This is a genomic window from Paraburkholderia sp., assembly GCF_024281035.1.
Classification (GTDB): domain Bacteria; phylum Pseudomonadota; class Gammaproteobacteria; order Burkholderiales; family Burkholderiaceae; genus Paraburkholderia.
Genome location: NZ_JAMXLH010000029.1, coordinates 1 through 18,482, shown reverse-complemented (window position 1 = coordinate 18,482; position 18,482 = coordinate 1). Strand labels below are relative to the sequence as shown.

15 protein-coding genes are annotated in these 18,482 nt (G+C 64.6%); 2 read left to right on the top strand and 13 right to left on the bottom strand.

The window, feature by feature from the left end; translation table 11 throughout:
• Positions 1-306 precede the first annotated feature (306 nt).
• On the top strand, positions 307-558 hold the full coding sequence (locus Q0L30_RS09180) for a hypothetical protein (RefSeq protein WP_293033530.1): 252 nt from the start codon (positions 307-309) through the stop codon (positions 556-558).
• A 223-nt stretch (positions 559-781) separates the two neighbouring features.
• Here Q0L30_RS09180 and Q0L30_RS09175 read toward each other — a convergent pair whose 3' ends face one another.
• The 3 genes from Q0L30_RS09175 to Q0L30_RS09165 all read right to left on the bottom strand — a co-directional run bounded on the left by Q0L30_RS09175 (position 782) and on the right by Q0L30_RS09165 (position 4,416).
• A complete protein-coding gene (locus tag Q0L30_RS09175) occupies positions 782-3,085 on the bottom strand; it encodes an ATP-dependent DNA helicase (protein ID WP_296654195.1) in 2,304 nt (767 codons plus the stop codon).
• A 75-nt stretch (positions 3,086-3,160) separates the two neighbouring features.
• Positions 3,161-3,397, bottom strand: a complete 237-nt coding sequence (locus Q0L30_RS09170) for a DUF465 domain-containing protein (protein ID WP_296654193.1) — start codon at positions 3,395-3,397, stop codon at positions 3,161-3,163.
• A gap of 80 nt (positions 3,398-3,477) precedes the next feature.
• Positions 3,478-4,416: a colicin transporter gene (locus Q0L30_RS09165; RefSeq protein WP_296654190.1), complete on the bottom strand. Its 939-nt coding sequence runs from the start codon at positions 4,414-4,416 to the stop codon at positions 3,478-3,480.
• Positions 4,417-4,580: 164 nt separating this feature from the next.
• Between Q0L30_RS09165 and Q0L30_RS09160 the strand changes: the two genes are divergently transcribed.
• Positions 4,581-6,929 (top strand): Tex family protein, encoded by a 2,349-nt coding sequence (locus Q0L30_RS09160; RefSeq protein WP_296654187.1) that lies wholly within the window; start codon positions 4,581-4,583, stop codon positions 6,927-6,929.
• Positions 6,930-7,037: 108 nt separating this feature from the next.
• Here Q0L30_RS09160 and Q0L30_RS09155 read toward each other — a convergent pair whose 3' ends face one another.
• The 10 genes from Q0L30_RS09155 to der all read right to left on the bottom strand — a co-directional run bounded on the left by Q0L30_RS09155 (position 7,038) and on the right by der (position 18,301).
• On the bottom strand, positions 7,038-8,924 hold the full coding sequence (locus Q0L30_RS09155; protein ID WP_296654185.1) for a potassium transporter Kup: 1,887 nt from the start codon (positions 8,922-8,924) through the stop codon (positions 7,038-7,040).
• 303 nt (positions 8,925-9,227) lie between these two features.
• Positions 9,228-9,800, bottom strand: a complete 573-nt coding sequence (locus Q0L30_RS09150) for a phosphoribosyltransferase (RefSeq protein WP_296654182.1) — start codon at positions 9,798-9,800, stop codon at positions 9,228-9,230.
• Positions 9,801-9,814: 14 nt separating this feature from the next.
• Positions 9,815-11,161 (bottom strand): adenylosuccinate synthase, encoded by a 1,347-nt coding sequence (locus Q0L30_RS09145; RefSeq protein WP_296654178.1) that lies wholly within the window; start codon positions 11,159-11,161, stop codon positions 9,815-9,817.
• A 157-nt stretch (positions 11,162-11,318) separates the two neighbouring features.
• Complete coding sequence (locus Q0L30_RS09140) at positions 11,319-12,470, bottom strand: ATP phosphoribosyltransferase regulatory subunit (RefSeq protein WP_296654175.1); 1,152 nt, start codon at positions 12,468-12,470, stop codon at positions 11,319-11,321.
• 113 nt (positions 12,471-12,583) lie between these two features.
• Positions 12,584-12,775, bottom strand: coding sequence for a DUF2065 domain-containing protein (locus Q0L30_RS09135; protein WP_028210024.1), 192 nt, complete (start codon positions 12,773-12,775; stop codon positions 12,584-12,586).
• 51 nt (positions 12,776-12,826) lie between these two features.
• Positions 12,827-13,726 carry a protease modulator HflC gene (gene hflC / locus Q0L30_RS09130; protein ID WP_296654172.1) on the bottom strand — a complete coding sequence of 300 codons (900 nt, stop codon included), beginning with the start codon at positions 13,724-13,726 and terminating at the stop codon, positions 12,827-12,829.
• 12 nt (positions 13,727-13,738) lie between these two features.
• Complete coding sequence (hflK, locus tag Q0L30_RS09125; protein ID WP_296654167.1) at positions 13,739-15,163, bottom strand: FtsH protease activity modulator HflK; 1,425 nt, start codon at positions 15,161-15,163, stop codon at positions 13,739-13,741.
• 151 nt (positions 15,164-15,314) lie between these two features.
• A complete protein-coding gene (hflX, locus tag Q0L30_RS09120; protein ID WP_296654165.1) occupies positions 15,315-16,502 on the bottom strand; it encodes a GTPase HflX in 1,188 nt (395 codons plus the stop codon).
• A gap of 73 nt (positions 16,503-16,575) precedes the next feature.
• Positions 16,576-16,812, bottom strand: coding sequence for an RNA chaperone Hfq (hfq, locus tag Q0L30_RS09115; RefSeq protein ID WP_027814901.1), 237 nt, complete (start codon positions 16,810-16,812; stop codon positions 16,576-16,578).
• Positions 16,813-16,963: 151 nt separating this feature from the next.
• Complete coding sequence (gene der, locus Q0L30_RS09110; protein WP_296654147.1) at positions 16,964-18,301, bottom strand: ribosome biogenesis GTPase Der; 1,338 nt, start codon at positions 18,299-18,301, stop codon at positions 16,964-16,966.
• Positions 18,302-18,482: the final 181 nt, after the last annotated feature.

Below are 18,482 nucleotides of genomic sequence, written 5' to 3'. Positions count from 1 at the left end.
GACAGCTTTGCTTTACGAGTGGTATTGTGCGGGCTGGATACGGGCTGGGGCGCTTGCGTAAGTGCTCTGGACTGCTATACCGTACCAGGTTGTTATACCGTACTAATATGATGCTAGTATGAGAAAGACAACGTATTGGCCCTGGATTGGTCGACGGTCGATACGAAAGTGCCTATAATTTCCGCCCAAGCTGTTGGGAAGATTCGCGCACTTGAAACGCGCCTCCTTCAGCCCAGGTCGGTGTTGGGGCACATTACCGGTATTATTTGCGCTGTTGCTTACCTTTAACCATAAAAGGACGTGATCATGAAGAAATCCCTCCTCGTAGCATCCCTGCTGGCAGTTGTCGCACTGGCTGCGTGCAACAAGAGCAGCGATCAGGCTGCCGCGCCGGCAGACGGTGCGTCGGCCCCGGCCGCCGCTCCGGAAGCCGCTTCGCCTGCTGCTCCCGCTGCAGCTGCTGCGAGCGACGCTTCGGCACCGGCCGCTGCTGCTCCGGAAGCCGCATCGCCGGCAGCTCCGGAAGCTGCATCGCCGGCTGCTGGCGCAAGCCAGTAAGCTGTATTGCTGCAACGCCCGCGCGGAGTTCAGCTCCGGCGGGCATCGCAGTGTGTCGGCACACAACGTGGCGCTATCGCCAGGTGTGTGCCACACAAGCAGAAAAGCCACGAATTTTCGTTCGTGGCTTTTTTGTTTTTGCGGCATCCTCGACATGCGGCTCGCATATTCTGCATGCCCAACGAAACGGCCCCGCTCCCTGCAGCACCGCCTCGCTCGCCGCTTACTGCGCGTCGTCGTCCTCTTGCCTGCCGAAGAACTCCCTCACCACCTCGATCTCGCGCGTTCGCTTGAACGGCGGCAGGCTTTGCCAGATGCGACGTCCATAGGGTTTATCGACGAGACGCGTATCGCAGATCATCAGCACGCCCCGATCCGTTTCGGCACGGATCAACCGGCCCGCGCCCTGCTTTAGCGTGATTACCGCTTGAGGCAACTGATGGACTGCGAACGGGCTCAAACCCTTCTTCGTGAGTGCGTCGAGACGCGCCGCAAGTACGGGATCGTCGGGCGGCGCAAACGGCAGCTTGTCGATCACCACGAGCGATAGCGCATCGCCGCGCACGTCCACTCCCTCCCAGAAACTCTGGCTGCCGACGAGGATTGCATTGCCGTAGTTCCGGAAGCGTTCGAGCAGCTCCGTGCGGCTCGCGTCGCCCTGCACGAGGAGCGGCGTATTCCAGCCGCGCGCTTCGATCGTCTCGCGCAGTTTCGTGGCGATGCGATCCACCGCACGCAGCGTCGTGCACAGCATGAATACGCCGCCGCCCGAGGCCTCGATCACCGGCAGTGCAGCTTCGAACACGGCGTCCGTGAACTGCGGCGACGACGGCTGCGGCAGGTTGCGCGGCACGTAGAGCAGCCCTTGCGACGGATAGTCGAACGGGCTCGGCAGCGTCATCGAACGGCGCGAACTGAGGCCCATCTGCGCCGCATAGTGCGTGAAGTCACCGCGCACGGAGAGCGTCGCCGACGTAAAGATCCACGTACGCGGCACGCCCGCACGTTGCTTCGCAAAAATCGGCGCGACCGACAAAGGCGTTTCGTGCAACTGCACGGTGTGAGAGAACACTTCGACCCAGCGGACCTTCTCGTCGGCATCGGCGTGTTCGTCGTCCTGCTCGCCCTGCGCTTCGGGCTTGCGCGCTTCGGTCTTGCGCACATCATGCGACGGCACTGGGGCCGCCGCGGGCACCGTCCAGCCCGCCAGCACGCCCTGCAAGTCGCGCGCTCGGCGCAAACACGCGCCGAGCGATTCGGCACGTTCAGCCTGGCTGGCGAGCGCCGTCACGAGCGCTGCAAGCTCGGTTTGCAGTGCATCGAGCGAATCGAAGAGCGGATGATCGCCGGGCAACTGCGTGATCGACAGGCGCAGCGAATCTTCCTTGAATGCAAGCCGCACGTCGCGCGCGGCACGTTCCAGCGCTGCGCCAAGCTTCACCCACTCGACGGCGTCGCGCGCATGGCTCAGGCCTTCGGTCACGCAATCGCGCGCGAGTTCGAGAAACTGCGAGGTGGAAAGCGTTTCGCCAAAGAACAGCGTTGCCGTCTCGGGTAGCTGGTGGGCTTCGTCAAAGATGATCGTGTTCGCGCTCGGCAGCAGTTCGGCCATGCCGGTGTCGCGCAGCATGATGTCGGCGAAGAACAGGTGATGATTGACGACGACGATGTCGGCCTGCTGCGCCTCACGGCGCGCCTGCATCACGAAGCAATCCTTGTAGTGCGGACACTCCTGGCCGAGGCAATTGTCGCGCGTCGACGTCACCATCGACCACACCGCCGCCGTCTCGGGCACGCTCGCGAGTTCGGCCTTGTCACCGGAGCGCGTGACCTTCGCGAAGCGCACGATCTCCTGCAGATACGCCGTTTCCTGGCGCGACGGCAGGCGGCCGTTATCGGCCGTGCGCTGCAGATAGTAATGACACAGATAGTTCGAGCGTCCCTTGAGCATCGCGACGCTCACCGGCACCGCGAGCGCGTCGCGAACCGTCGGGATGTCACGCTGGAACAACTGGTCCTGAAGGTGCTTCGTGCCCGTCGAGACGATCACCTTGCCGCCCCAGAGCATCGCCGGCACGAGGTAGGCGTATGTCTTGCCGGTCCCCGTGCCCGCTTCGACGATCAGCGTGTTGTCGCCCGCTTCCGCGATGGCCTTCGCCGCTTCGTCCGCACGCTCCGGCGCGGCAGCGTCGCTTGCGCCGCCGCGCTGGCGGCGTGCCGGCCGCGACTGCAATTCGAACGCCGAGGGATCGGGCAGCGCCTGCGCCGCCGCCTCCATCGCGGCGGCCACGGCACGCGCCATCTCGATCTGCGACGCGCGCGGCCGATAGCCGTCGATTTCGCGGGCGAGCAGCCCGTCGGCGGCGAACAGATCTTCGAGTTCGGCGGCACGGCGCGTGCTCAGCGCCGCCGCCGACACGGACGTTGCCGACGTTGCAGACGATGCGGCGCCGGACGCGGGACGTGCGTCAGCCGGCACGTCGCCTTCAGGCGCCGGCCGCGATCGGGATACGGGTGTTGAATTCAAGGCAAGCGGTTCCTGCTCGGTCCGGCGGGCGCGGCGGTCTTGGAGCCGCGCCCCGGCGCCTGCCAGGACCCGGAATCAGGCGTGCCCGTCCGAAATCTTCGTTGAATCGGGGTCCAGCTGCAGTTGCAGCAGGATGATGTTGTCCTTGACCTTGAGCTTGCGCTTCTTGAGCCGTTGCAATTCGAGATCGTCGCTTCCCGGCGTCTCGGCCATCCGTTCGATCAGCCGGTCCAGATCGCCGTGCTCCGACTCCAGCTGCAGAATGCGGTCCTGAAGAACCGCGGCCTTAACTTCACGTTGCTGCTCGCGCATGCTCGCCTCCTCGTTCTGAACGGCGCGCTCCTCGCGTATCGGATTGCGCGCCTGAGGTGCTGTACGGCTCAAAAAACGTGCTACTGGTCCTGCTGCTGCATCTGCTTTTGCTGCTGTTCCTGCTGCTCTTGTTGTTGCTGCTTTTGCTGGGCCTTTTCGGCCGCCTGTTTCTGACGCTCTTCGACGTCGGCCTTGTGCTTCGCCGCGTCCGCCTGTTTCTGCTGAAAGCGCTCGGCCTTCTGGGTCCGTTCCTGCGCTTTTTGCTCGCCCTGCTGATGAGCCGCGTTCAGCTTCTTCTGGAAATCCGACTGCTTCTGGTCGTACGCGGCCTGGTTCGCCGCGCGCTGCTTCTGCGACTGCTCGCCGGTGCGTTGCGCCTCTGCGAGTGCGTGCTGTTGCTGCTTCTGTTCATACGCCTGCTCATTGGCGGCGCGCTGCGGTGCTTCGGCGGCGCGCTGCTGCGCATCGAGCGCATGTTGCTGCTGCTTCTGCTCGAACGCCGCGGCGTTGCGCGCCTCATTGGCGGCACGCTGCGGCGCATCAGCCGCATCCTGCGCGCGTTGCAGCGCCGCCTGCTGGTCGCGCGTGCGCGCGCGTTCCGCGCGCTGCTCGTCGTCGAGCTTGAGCTGCTGGCTACGGATATCCGCCTGCACGACCCGCATGCGATCGCGCGCCTTGCCAATGCAATGATTCACGAAGAACGTGCTGTAGCAATCGTGCTGCGCCACCCCATAGCGATAATTGTTCTCCGCCGTGCGCCGGTCGAGTTCCTTCTGACGCGCCTCGAAACCCGCCTGCACGCCCGCAGCCAATGCATCCGACGCTTCCGGCGACGCTTCCGTCGCCGTGTGGTCCTGCGCCCTGACCGGCGCGCTGACCGACGCGCACAACACAATGGCGCAAACCGCCAGACGGGCGGCGGTCCGCCAGCCAGCGTCTTGACGCGGGCGGGTCGGTACGAGGGTTGAGCCGGGGAGCAAGCGGAAGGTCGTCAACGTCTTCTGGAGGCAGCGGAACATGCGCCAAATTCTAACACCCCCCGGGTTGAGCGCTCCGGCATTTATGGCAAAATGCGCCGCTCCACCAGAGCGCAGGCGCGCCGCAAGGCCACAGCGTTCAGGGCACGGGAAATGCAACGTGAGCAACCCGCGCAACCCGATCATCGCAAGAATATCCAGACCCTATGACGGAAACCGTAGCACTCAAGATCGTCCAGCGTATCGCCACCGAACTGGCCGTTCAGCCGCGCCAGGTGGCAGCCGCCGTGCAGCTTCTCGATGAAGGCGCGACCGTTCCGTTCATCGCCCGCTACCGCAAGGAAGTCACCGACAATCTCGACGATACGCAGCTGCGCACGCTCGAAGAGCGGCTCCTGTACCTGCGCGAACTCGAAGAGCGCCGTGCCGCCATCCTCGCGAGCATCGACGAACAAGGCAAGCTCACCGACGAACTGCGCACCGCCATCGTTGCCGCGGACAGCAAGCAGGTCCTCGAGGATCTGTATCTGCCGTACAAGCCCAGGCGCCGCACGCGCGCGCAGATCGCGCGCGAAGCCGGCCTGCAGCCGCTCGCCGATGCGCTGCTCGCCAATCCGCTGCTGGATCCGCAAACCGAAGCCGCGCAATACGTGGACGCCGAAAAAGGCGTCGCCGATGTGAAGGCCGCGCTCGACGGCGCGCGCGACATCCTCTCGGAGCAATTCGGCGAAACGGCCGAGCTGCTCGGGAAACTGCGCGACTGGCTGCACGATCAGGGCGTCGTGACGTCGAGCGTGGTCGACGGCAAAGAGAGCGAAGAAGGCGAGAAATTCCGCGACTACTACGACTATTCCGAGACCATCAAGACCGTGCCGTCGCACCGCGCACTCGCGCTCTTTCGCGGCCGCAACGCAGGCGTGCTGATGATCAAGCTGGGCCTCGGCGCCGAGCAGGACGCGCTCGTGCCGCACCCCGGCGAAGGCATGATCGCGCGTCATTTCGGCATCTCGAATCAGAGCCGCCCGGCCGACAAGTGGCTCTCCGACGTGTGCCGCTGGTGCTGGCGCGTGAAAGTGCAGCCGCACCTCGAAAACGAACTGCTCACGGGCCTGCGCGAGCAGGCCGAAACCGAAGCGATCCGCGTGTTCGCGCGCAACCTCAACGACCTGCTGCTCGCAGCACCGGCAGGACCGAAGGCCGTGATCGGCCTCGATCCGGGCCTGCGCACGGGCGTGAAGGTGGCCGTCGTGGACCGCACCGGGAAGCTGCTCGCGACCGACACGATCTACCCGCACGAGCCGCGCCGCGACTGGGACGGCTCGCTCGCGAAGCTCGCGCGCATCGCCCGCGAAACGCAGGCCGAGCTCATCAGCATCGGCAACGGCACGGCCTCGCGCGAAACCGACAAGCTCGCCAGCGAGCTGATCTCGCGCCATCCCGAACTGAAGCTGCAGAAGATCGTCGTGTCCGAAGCGGGCGCATCGGTGTATTCCGCATCGGAACTCGCGGCGAAGGAATTCCCCGAACTCGACGTGACCTTGCGCGGCGCCGTCTCCATCGCGCGCCGTCTTCAGGATCCGCTCGCCGAACTCGTGAAAATCGAGCCGAAAGCCATTGGCGTTGGCCAGTATCAGCACGACGTGAACCAGCGTGAGCTCGCGCGTGCACTCGACGCCGTGGTCGAGGACTGCGTGAACGCCGTCGGCGTCGATGCGAACACGGCCTCGGTCGCCCTGCTCTCGCGCGTCTCGGGCCTGAACGCGACGCTCGCGCGCAACATCGTGGACTATCGCGACGCCAACGGCCCGTTCCCGTCGCGCGCGCATCTGCGCCACGTGCCGCGCCTCGGCGACAAGACCTTCGAACAGGCCGCGGGCTTCTTGCGCATCAACAGCGGGGAGAATCCGCTCGACCGCTCGTCGGTGCACCCGGAAGCCTATCCGGTGGTCGAGCGCATGCTCGCAAAGATCAAGCGCACCATCGGCGACGTGCTCGGCAATCGTGAAGCGCTTTCGGGCCTCGCGCCGACCGAATTCGTCGACGAACGCTTCGGTCTGCCGACCGTGCGCGACATCCTCAGCGAACTGGAGAAACCGGGCCGCGATCCGCGTCCCGAGTTCAAGACCGCTACGTTCCGCGACGGCGTCGAGAAGGTTTCCGATCTCGTGCCGGGCATGCTGCTCGAAGGCGTCGTGACGAACGTGGCCGCATTCGGCGCGTTCATCGACATCGGCGTGCACCAGGACGGCCTCGTGCACGTGTCCGCGATGTCCACGAAGTTCATCAAGGACCCGCACGAAGTCGTGAAGGCCGGCCAGGTCGTGAAGGTGAAGGTGCTCGACGTCGACGTGAAGCGTCAGCGGATCGCACTGACGATGCGCCTCGCCGACGACCCCACGAGCGTCGCCGCACAGCGCGGCGGCAACAGCGGGAACGCTGGCAGCGGCGCGGGCAACCGCAACGGCGGCGGCAATTCAGGCCGTGGGCAGCGCCCGCGCGAAGCGGAGCCCGCTGGCGCGATGGCAGCCGCTTTCGCGAAGCTCAAGTCACGCTGATCGAGCGCGTGGGCCTGCGACGGCCCACGTAGCGTCGACCAATGAAAAAACGGCACCGTGGTGCCGTTTTTCATTGCCGAAAGACAATCGCAGCGAAAGTACCCGCGATCAGATCTCGATCTTCGTTCCAAGCTCTACCACGCGATTCGCGGGGATGCTGAAGAAGTCGGTAGGCTTCGCGGCGTTCTGGTGCATCCACGCGAACACACGCTCGCGGAAGAACGACATGCCCGGCAACTGCGTCGGCACCACGGTCTCGCGCGCGAGGAAGAACGACGTGTCCATCATCTCGAACGTCATGCCGTGCGAACGTCCCACTTGTTCGAGCACGGCCTGCACGTCGGGTGTTTCGTTGAAGCCGTAGTCGGCCTTCACGAGATACAGCCCGCCGCCGATGTCCTTCACGCTCACGCGCTCCGAATCGGCGACATAGGGAATGTCGCGCGTCACGAACGTCAGGAAGATCGTGCGCTCGTGCAGCACCTTGTTGTGCTTGAGGTTGTGCAGCAGGCTCACCGGCACGAGCGCATTGCTGCCCGTCAGGTAGATCGCCGTGCCCGAGACGCGATGCGGCGGGTGCGCGAGCAGCCCCTGCAGGAACGGCATCAGCGGAATACCGTCGGCGGCCGTGCGCGCCTTCACGATCATGCGGCCCTTGTACCAGGTCATCAGCAGGAAGAACAGTAGCGCGCCGATGCACAGCGGCAGCCAGCCGCCCTCTTCGACCTTCAGCAGGTTCGCACCGAAGAAGCCGAGGTCGACGGTCATAAGGCCGCCGATGATCAGCCCGACGAGCACCTTGTTCCAGTTCCAGACCTTCACCATCACGACGCACGCGAGCACCGTGGTGATCACCATGGTCGCGGTCACGGCAATACCGTACGCGGCGGCGAGATTGTCCGAGCTCTTGAAGCCCATCACGATGCACAGGATGATGAAGAGCAGCATCCAGTTCACTACCGGCACATAGATCTGGCCGATCGCGAGTTCGGACGTATGCAGCACCTTCATGCGCGGCACGTAGCCAAGCAGGATGGCCTGGCTCGTCAGCGAGTACGCGCCCGAGATCACGGCCTGCGATGCGATGACCGTCGCCACCGTCGAGAGCACGACGAGCGGCAGCAATGCCCAGTCGGGTGCGAGCAGGAAGAACGGATTTTCGATGGCGTGGTGGTTCTGCATCAGCAGCGCACCCTGGCCGAAGTAGTTGAGCACGAGCGACGGCATCACGAGCACGTACCAGGCCATGCGGATCGGCTTCGCGCCGAAATGGCCCATGTCCGCGTAGAGCGCTTCCGCGCCGGTCAGCACGAGCACGACAGAGCCCAGCACGACGTACGCCTGCAAGAGGTGCTCGCCCATGAAGCTGACCGCGTAGTACGGATTGAGCGCGGCGATGATCGCCGGCGCTTCCAGGATGCGCGAGACGCCGAGCACGGCGATGGTCACGAACCACAGCACCATGATCGGTCCGAACAGCCGGCCGACGAGGGCCGTGCCATGCCGCTGGATCCAGAAGAGTGCAATGAGGATCAGCATCGTGAGCGGCAGCACGAGATGCGCGAGCTTGGGCGCCGCGATTTCGAGACCTTCGACCGCCGAAATCACCGAGATCGCCGGGGTGATCACCGCATCGCCGTAGAACATACAGGCGCCGAAGATACCGAGCCCCGTCAGCACCATGGCAAATCGGCTCGCGCGGTTGAACGGGCGTAGCGCCAGCGCCATCAGTGCGAGCACGCCGCCTTCCCCGTTGTTGTCGGCTCGCATCACGAACAGCACGTATTTGATGCTCACGACGATGATGATTGCCCAGAACAGGAGCGAGATAACGCCGAGGATGGAGGTATTGGTCAGCGGGATCCCGTGAGACGGGCTAAACGCCTCCTTCAGCGAATAAAGCGGGCTGGTGCCGATATCGCCGAAGACCACGCCGATCGCTGCCATGGCGAGAGTCGGCAGAGGCTGCTTGGCCACGTGTGTGCTAGTTGTCATAAACGCGGAAGTCCGTTTCCGAGGCGGAGAAAAAACGACCGCCATTCTAAACCGGGCGACGTGGCGCGCCAGGGCGCATCGTTGTTGGGATGCCACGTCGTTCGTTCCGGCGAAGTGTAGCATTGGCCCCTTTCGACGTCTGCCCGGGTGCGTGGCGCGGTACGCCGGCACGCGTCACCCCCCGCCAACCCCCGCCCCAAAAGAAAACGGAGCCCCGAAAGGCTCCGTTCTTCATTCGCCATGCCACGTAATATCACGTCATATCGTGCAATACGCGACGACGACTGGCATTGCGCATCCGCATCAGGACACGAGACTCTGCCCCGACTGCTGGAGGCCGCGCTTGATCCACGCACCGAGGTTGTGCGGACGCACCGTGTCCCATTCCTCGAACGGCTGGTGGATCCACGGATTGGTCGGCAGGTGCTGCACGAAGTAGTCGGGCTTGACTTTCGAACAGCCCTTGTACCAGAGCACTGCTGAACGCACGCCGGTCACGGCCGGATAGCGCTCCTTGAGGTGATCCTGCACGCGCGCGAGCGTGACACCCGAATCGACGAGATCGTCGACGAGCAGCACGTTGCCCGACAGCTGGCCGCGCGTCATCGTGATGTACTGCGCAATGTCGAGGTCGCCCTGCTGCGTGCCAGCGGCTTCGCGGTACGAGCTGGTCGCGAGAATTGCGAGCGGCAGGTCGTAAATGCGCGAGAGCTGGTCGCCCACGCGCAGGCCGCCGCGTGCGAGACACAGGATCTGGTCGAACTTCCAGCGCGATTCGTGCACTGCGAGCGCCAGCAGTTCGACCAGCCGGTGGTACTCATCCCAGCCGACCCACAGGTTCTTTTCGTCGTTGCGCGGGTCCGTCATCTGAATCATCGTGCGCGTTCCTCTTACACTTTGAACGGATGACGCAGCAGGATCGTTTCGTCGCGATCGGGGCCGGTGGAAACCATGTCGATCGGCACGCCTGCCACTTCCTGCACGCGGCTCAGGTAAGCCTGCGCGCTCTTCGGCAGCGCGTCCCACTGCGTGATGCCGATGGTGCTTTCCTTCCAGCCAGGGAACGTTTCATAGACCGGCTCGCAGGCTGCAACCTGCGACGCGCCGCGCGGCAGGATGTCGACGTCCTTGCCGTCCACCCTGTAGCCGACGCAGAGCTTCACTTCGTCGAGCTCGTCGAGCACGTCGAGCTTCATGATGCACAGGCCCGTCACGCCGTTGATCTGGATCGAGCGGCGCAGCGCGGCGGCGTCGAGCCAGCCCGTGCGGCGCGGACGGCCCGTGACCGAACCGAATTCCTTGCCGACGTTCGCAAGCGTCACGCCCGCCATGTCCTGGCGATCGGGGTTGTCCGCATCGTAGAGTTCGCTCGGGAACGGGCCCGAGCCGACGCGCGTGCAGTACGCCTTCGTGATGCCGAGAACGTAGTTCAGTTGCTGCGGGCCCACGCCCGCGCCCGCCGACGCAGCACCTGCAACGCAGTTGCTCGACGTGACATACGGATAGGTGCCGTGATCGATGTCGAGCAGCGTGCCTTGCGCGCCTTCGAACAACAGGTTGCCGCCCGAGCAGTTCACATCGTAAAGACGACGCGAAACGTCCGTGACCATCGGCTTCAGACGGTCGGCATAACCGAGCATCGTGTCGAGGGTCTGCTGGAAGTCGACCGCCGCCGCGCCCAGATACTGCGTGAGCACGAAGTTGTGATAGTCGAGGCTCTCGCGCAGACGCTCGGCGAAGGTTTCCGGCTCGAACAGATCCTGTACGCGCAGACCGCGGCGTGCGACCTTGTCTTCGTAGGCCGGGCCGATGCCGCGGCCGGTCGTGCCGATCTTCGCGGCACCGCGGCGCGCTTCGCGAGCCTGGTCGATGGCGATGTGATACGGGAGGATCAGCGTGGTGGCTTCGGAGATGAAGAGGCGCTTCTGGACGTCGACGCCCGCGCTTTCGAGCTCGCCGATTTCCTTGAACAGGGCTTCGGGCGAGAGCACCACGCCGTTGCCGATGTAGCACGCGACGCCGGCGCGCATGATGCCCGACGGGATGAGACGGAGAATGGTTTTCTTGCCGCCGATGATCAGCGTGTGGCCGGCGTTGTGACCGCCCTGGAAGCGCACCACGCCTTGGGCGTGGTCCGTCAGCCAGTCGACGATCTTGCCCTTGCCTTCATCTCCCCACTGGGTGCCCACGACGACGACGTTGCGTCCCGGGGTTACATTCACTGCGCTGGCAGACATGGTGTTTCGTAAGCTGGTTAAAAACGCATTTTATATGGGTTCGGGGGCGAGCTCGTGGTTTTTCCCGAAAAAACTGGGTTTTTCCTTTGCGCTCAACGGCATGGACGAAAAAAAAACGGGGACGTGCTGCCCCGTTTGAATCCGTCCGCAGCCCTGCTCAGACGCGTGTTTCGACAACCCACGCGCCGTTGCGCTCGACCAGCACGCGGTCGCACGCGAACTCATCCATCGTGTGTTCATGGCCCGGCAGCGCCTGAATGACGACCTCGCCCGCGTCGCGCAGCGCAGCGACGGCGGCGCACAGCGCCTCGTCGTGACGCCATGGCGCGAGGATCGCGCTGCTGCGCGCTTCGACCGGTGAAATCCGGGCCACTTCGCGCAAATCGAGCGAGAAACCCGTCGCGGCGCGCGCCCGGCCAAACGCCTTGCCCACCTTGTCGTAACGGCCGCCGCGCGCGACCGCATTCGGCACGCCGTCCACGTACGCCGAGAACATCACGCCGGTGTGGTACGCGTAGCCGCCCAGATCGGCCAGATCGATCATCAGCTCGCCGCCGTCGATCTCGCCGATGAGGAACGCCAGATCGTCCAGCGCGCGCGCGATGCCATCGAGCGCCGGCAGACGCTGGCGCGCCTCGTCGAGCACGCTCGCGTCGCCATAGAGCGACGGCAGCGTACGCAGCGCGTCGCGCGTGGCCGGCGCGAGGTTAGCCGTGAGTTCCGCGAGCGTCGGCACATCCTTGCCCGCGAGCGCCTCATACAGCGAATCGCCGAGCGCCGCTGCCGCCGGATCGTCCTCGATCAGCGCGGCGAGCACGCCTGCGTGACACAGGTCGAGACGCACTTTGGTGAGCCCCGAGAGCCGCAGCGCATCGAGCATCAACTGCTGGATTTCGAGGTCGGCTTCGAGCCCCGCATGACCGTAGATTTCTGCGCCGATCTGAATCTGCTCGCGCGTGGCGTGCAGGCCGCGCGGACGCGTATGCAGCACATTGCCCGCATAGCACAGGCGCGTCACGCCCTGGCGGTTGAGCAGGTGCGCGTCGATGCGCGCAACCTGAGGCGTCATGTCCGCGCGCAGACCCAGCGTGCGGCCCGAAAGTTGATCGACGAGCTTGAACGTGCGCAGGTTCAGATCGCGACCGCTACCCGTGAGCAGCGACTCGAGATATTCGAGCAGCGGCGGCATGACCATTTCATAGCCGTATGCGCGGAAGCGGTCCAGCAGGCGGCGGCGCAATTCTTCGATCTTGCGCGCCTCGGACGGCAGCACATCTGCAATATTTTCGGGGAGTAACCAGGTCGACATCGATTGAGTCCTACCACTATGAAGGCGGCGCGCGAAGCGTGGCGCGCGAGCCGCAGTACCGGAGCGCACGGCACAGTCCGCGCGCGCGCATTTGCAATCAGGCAATCACGCAATCAGGTTGCGAGCATGAGCAGCACGAGGCCGAGCCCCATCACAATCAACCCGCCGATCCGGATATGGTGCGGCGGCCGCTCCGCGATTTTACGGAAGGTGTCGCGCCACGCCGTCGGAAAGACGAACGGAAACATGCCCTCAATGATCAGCATCAGCGCGATCGCGAGCAGGAGGGAACCGGCTATGTCCATGCTAAAGAACGTACCGCGCAAGCGCGCGGCCCTTCGTTTGTCTCGTATTGTTTAATGTTTGCGCGGTGCGGCGGGAGCCGCTGCGGCCTCGCCGTTGGGACCGCGCATGAAGCGAAAGAATTCGCTCGACGAATCGACCACGACGACGTCGCTCGGCTTGAAGGTCTCGCGATACGCCTGCATGCTCTGGTAGAACTGATAAAACTGCGGATCGCGGCCGAACGCCTCGGCAGCAATGGCCGCGGCCTTGCCGTCGCCCTCGCCCTTGATGGCCTGCGCCTGGCTGTAGGCATCGGCGAGCACGCCCTGCTGACGGCGAACGGCATCGTCCTTGATCTGCTGTGCTTCGGCCGCACCCTGCGCACGCTCATTGGCGGCGTCCTGCTCGCGCGCGGCGCTCATGCGCTTGAAGACCGCGTCCGCCAGTTCGGGCGGATAGTCGACGCGCGAGAACTCGATGGCGACGACGTCGACGCCAAGCGGCGCGGCAGCCTCGCGCAGCGTATCGCGCGCGCCATTGGCAATCGCCTCCTGCTGCGCGAGCGCGTTGGTCAGCGTGACCTTCGAAAAGGCGCCGCTGAGCGCATCGCGCGAAAGCGAGGCGAGCCGTTCGGACAGCGTCTGCGCGTCGCCGCGCGTCGCCGCGAAGAACTTGAGCGGATCGGTGACGCGATAGCGGATCACCGGGTTCACGAGCAATTCGGTCTTGTCGGACGTCGAGTACCGGACCGCGTCGGGCGTAGCGAACGCCTGGACGCGCGTATCGATGAACGTCGTGGTCTGGAACGGCGGCGGCAGCTTCACGTGGATGCCGGGTTCGGCAAGCGAATCCGTACGGCCGCCCGTGGACGCAATGACGGCGACGTGGCGCGGATCGACGACGAACACCGACGACGAGATGACCAGCACGGCCACAACGACAACGACTGCAAGCGCAATGATTCGGTTCATATGAGCGCTCCGTTACTGCACGTCGTCTTCGCGACCGCGATTGCGGAACGCGTCACGCGACCGTAGCGACTCGTTGCCGGGGGCACTCGCCGACGCTGCGGGCGAAGCGGCGGCGCCCGGCTGCGCGGCGCCGGACTGCTGCGCGTCGCTCGCGGCGGGGGCCGATGCCCCGGGCGCGGCGGAGGAGCTGGCAGCGGCACCCGGCGCTCCGGCAATCCCGGCGGCGGCAGCGGCAGCAGCCGTGCGTTGGCGCGTTGCCTCGGCGATCCTGTCGAGCGGCAGATTGATCACACTGTTGCCGGCCTTGCTGTCGACGAACACTTTCGTCGTATTCGAGTAGATATGCTGCATGGTCTCCAGATACATGCGCGTGCGAATCACGGCCGGCGCCTTCGAGTATTGCTCGTACACCTGCTTGAAGCGCTGGGCGTCGCCCGTTGCCCGCGCGACGACACGCTCGCTATAGGCCTTGGCATCGTCGATCATGCGTGCGCCGTCAGCCTGCGCATGCGGAAGCAACTGATCCGCGTAAGCCTGTGCCTCAAGCTTCGCGTGCGCGCGCTCCTGGCGCGCGCGCGCGGCGTCGTCGAACGCAGCCTGCACCTGTTCGGGCGCCTGCACGCTCTGGATCGTCACGCCGGTCACGGCAAGGCCGGTCTTGTATTCGTCGAGCGCATGCTGGATCGCATCGGCAAGCTGCGCACGGATCGGTTCGCGGTCCGCGTAGAGCAGATCGCTCGTGCTGCGCGCGCCCACGACCGTGCGCACCGCGTTCTGCGCGACCTGCGTGACGGTGAGATCGGGATCGACGCTGCGGAAAAGATAATCGGTAGGCTGCTTCACCTGGTACTGCACCGTGAAGCGCACGTCGAGAATGTCGCCGTCGTGCGTGAGCACCGCCGCATCCTTCACGTTGGCCGGACGCACGAGATTGCTGCGGCCGATCTCGACAGCGCGGATCTCGCCGACGTTCACGATTTCCTGCGTCTGGAACGGAAACGGCAAGCGCCAGTGGACGCCCTGACCGACGGTCTGACGATACTGCCCGAACTGAAGCACGACGCCGGCCTGCCCGTCCTGGACGACAAACACGCCGCTGCCCAGATAGATCGCAATCAGCACGCCGAGCACGATGCCGACGCCGATGCGCGCCCCGTGCCCGTTGTCGGGGCGAGGACCGGGAGCGCCCGGGCCCTGGCCCTTGCGTCCGAAGAATGCCGTGAGGCGGCGGTTGAAGTCGCGCCACATTTCGTCGAGGTCGGGCGGACCGTCGCCCTGATCGCCGCCCCTGTCGTCGTTGCGGCCGTTCTTGCCCGGCGGGCGGCGCGAATCGTCCGCGCGGTGACCATTGGCGTCACCACGGCCCCAACGAGGGTCGTTCAACGTGAGAATGGCGCGCGCACGCTGCCAGCCAGTCCGCTTGTTGTAATCGTTCACCTGTGTTCGTTCACCAGAGTAGACAGCGGGTCAATGCGTGTGGCTTTCGCCTGCTTTTGCCAGGTATTGCGGGGTGGCCTTTCGGTTCAAACCTTCCGGTTCGCGCCGTTCCGAACCAGCCTGATTGTGGCTCATTGTGGCTGATCGTAGCTCAGCGGCCGTGTTCCGGTTCCCTGCGAGGCTCATGGGGCAGCGCGTCCCCGTCGGCACCAAAGGCACCAAACCGCTGCGAAGGCTGTGAAGCGTCGACAAGCGGCTCCGCAGTCGCAATTTCTGCGATGGCAGCGCGCAGCGTAGCCAGCCCGACGCCCGTTCGCGCGCTCAAAAAGACGCGCGAAATATTACCATATTCGTCCCGCTCGACCGTCCCGCCGCGGGCCGCCAGTTCAGGCACGGCATCGATCTTGTTGAACACCAGCACCTGGCGGATCGAATCCGCCCCGATATCGTGCAACACTCCGTTGACCTGATCGATCTGGTCAAGACGCACCGCGCTCGACGCGTCGACCACGTGCAGCAGCAGATCGGCCTGAATGGTTTCCTCGAGCGTCGCACGAAACGCGGCAACCAGCTGGTGAGGCAGCTCGCGGATGAAGCCGACAGTGTCCGACAACACGATCTGGCCGACCTCGCCTCCGAGCCACAGGCGCCGCGAGGTCGTATCGAGGGTGGCGAACAACTGGTCGGCGGCATACGCCTGCGCCTTGGTGAGCGCATTGAACAGCGTGGACTTGCCCGCATTCGTATAGCCGACGAGCGACACCGACATCGTCTGGTTGCGCTGACGCTGGCGGCGTTGTGTGCCGTGCTGGCGGCGCAGCTTCGCGAGGCGCCCCTGCAGCATCTTGATGCGCTCGCCGATGAGCCGACGGTCGGTTTCGAGCTGGGTTTCGCCGGGGCCGCGCAAACCGATACCGCCCTTCTGGCGCTCAAGGTGAGTCCACGCGCGCACGAGCCGTGTGGCAAGGTACTGGAGCTGCGCGAGCTCGACCTGCAGCTTGCCTTCGTGGCTGCGGGCGCGCTGCGCAAAAATATCGAGGATCAGGCTTGTGCGATCGACCACGCGGCGGTCCAGTGCACGCTCCAGGTTACGTTGCTGAGCGGGCGACAGCGCGTGATTGAAGATGACGATTTCGACGTCGTTCGCCTCGCAGGCGAGACGCAGTTCATCGGCTTTGCCGCTGCCGATGAACATGGCGGCGTCGGGGCTCGAGCGTCGGCCGGTGAGCGTAACGGCAGGACGGGCGCCCGCACTTTGTGCGAGCAGGCTGAGTTCTTCGAGGCCGGCTTCGAAATCGGTCTTGCCAAAGTCGATGCCGACGAGTGCGGCGTTGGTCAAATTAGCGGGTATCAAAATGGAAACGGCCGGCCCGGCTCGCCTTTCGGGCGCCCCGGACCGGCCGTACCGTGGGTCAGGACGCTTCCGAATCCGGGTGGAAGTTCACCGGACGGGCGGGGACGACCGTGGAAATGGCGTGCTTGTACACCATCTGCGTAACCGTATTACGGAGCAACACGACGTACTGGTCGAACGATTCAATGTTCCCTTGAAGCTTGATGCCGTTGACCAGATAGATCGAAACAGGCACGTGCTCCTTGCGCAGCGCGTTCAAAAACGGGTCTTGTAACAGTTGCCCTTTGTTGCTCATAGCGAACTCCGTATTTTTTTGCAGGTTTAACTTGGGACGACGCCGAGGAAAAAGGGATTCGGCGCCAATCGCTACACTATAGCTGATTCTCGTTCACCCGCGCGGATCACACCCGTCCGGCCAGGACGGTGTGAGCGCCAGCGAACGCAGCCTAGTTTTTCTCGGTGTAGGGGTTCGTCGACGAACGAAACTCTATGCGCAATGGAGTCCCGGTCAGCGAGAAAGTTTCCCGGAAGCGATTTTCCAGATAGCGCTTATAGGTCTCCGTGACCGCATCGAGCGCATTGCCGTGGATCACGATAATCGGCGGGTTCTGTCCCCCCTGGTGAGCGTAGCGCAGCTTCGGACGCACCGGGCCGCGGCGGCGCGGCTGCTGGAACTGCACGGCCTCGATCAGCGCGCGCGTGAGGCGCGGCGTGGGCAGCTTGGCCATCGCGGCGGCGTAGGCGGCGTCCACCGAACGCATCAGCGCGCCGACACCGAAATTCTCCGTTGCCGAAATGAAGTGAAACTTGGCGAAGTCGAGGAACTTCAGCTTGCGCTCCAGGTGGTGCTTGACGCGATCGCGTGCGTGATCGTCGAGACCGTCCCACTTGTTCACGCCCACCACGAGCGCACGGCCCTGTTCCACCACGAAGCCGGCGATGTGCGCGTCCTGGTCGGAGATCTCCTGCTGCGCGTCGAGCATCATGACCACGACGTTCGCGTCCGAAATCGACTGCAGGGTCTTCACGACGGAGAACTTCTCGATGGCCTCGAACACCTTGCCGCGGCGGCGCAAACCCGCTGTGTCGATGAGCGTGTACTTCTTGCCCCCGCGCTCGAAGTCGATGTAGATCGAGTCGCGCGTAGTGCCCGGCATGTCGAACGCAATCACGCGGTCTTCGCCGAGCAGCGTGTTCACGAGCGTCGACTTGCCGACGTTCGGACGCCCGACGATTGCGATCTTCACGCCATGCTTTTCGGCGTCCTCTTCACTTTCTTCCGGCTGATCGGCGTAGGCGTCGTCGAGCGCCTCGTTGATCATCTCGGTCACGCCGTCGCCGTGCGCGGCGGAAATCGCCCGCGGGTCGCCCAGTCCGAGTTCGTAGAAATCGGCGGCGACGGCACTGTATTTCATGCCCTCGGCCTTGTTGACGACGAGGTAGATCGGCCGGCCGGTTTTGCGCAGATAGTCGGCGATGTGCTTGTCCTGCGGCGCGAGCCCGTTGCGGCCGTCGCAGATGAACACGACGATGTCCGCCTCTTCCACCGCCTGACGCGTCTGGCGCGCCATCTCGTGCAGGATGCCGTCTTTCGCGACGGGCTCGAAGCCGCCGGTATCGACCACGAGGTACGGGCGATCGCCCACACGCCCCTCGCCGTAGTGGCGGTCGCGCGTGAGGCCGGGCAGGTCGGCCACCAGCGCGTCGCGCGAGCGCGTGAGCCGGTTGAACAGCGTGGATTTCCCCACATTGGGGCGACCGACGATAGCGATTTTAAAAGCCATGGCAGCAGGTTTTCGGCCGGCACCGTGCCGGAAATGAGGGATCGTTAGCGATAGGCCACCAAGTCACCGCCATCGGTGACGAAGAGCAAAGTCTTGGCGGCGACGATAGGCGGAACGCTCACGCCGTCGGGCAACTCTTGCCGGCTCAACAGCTTACCGTTGTATGGCGACACCGACAAAG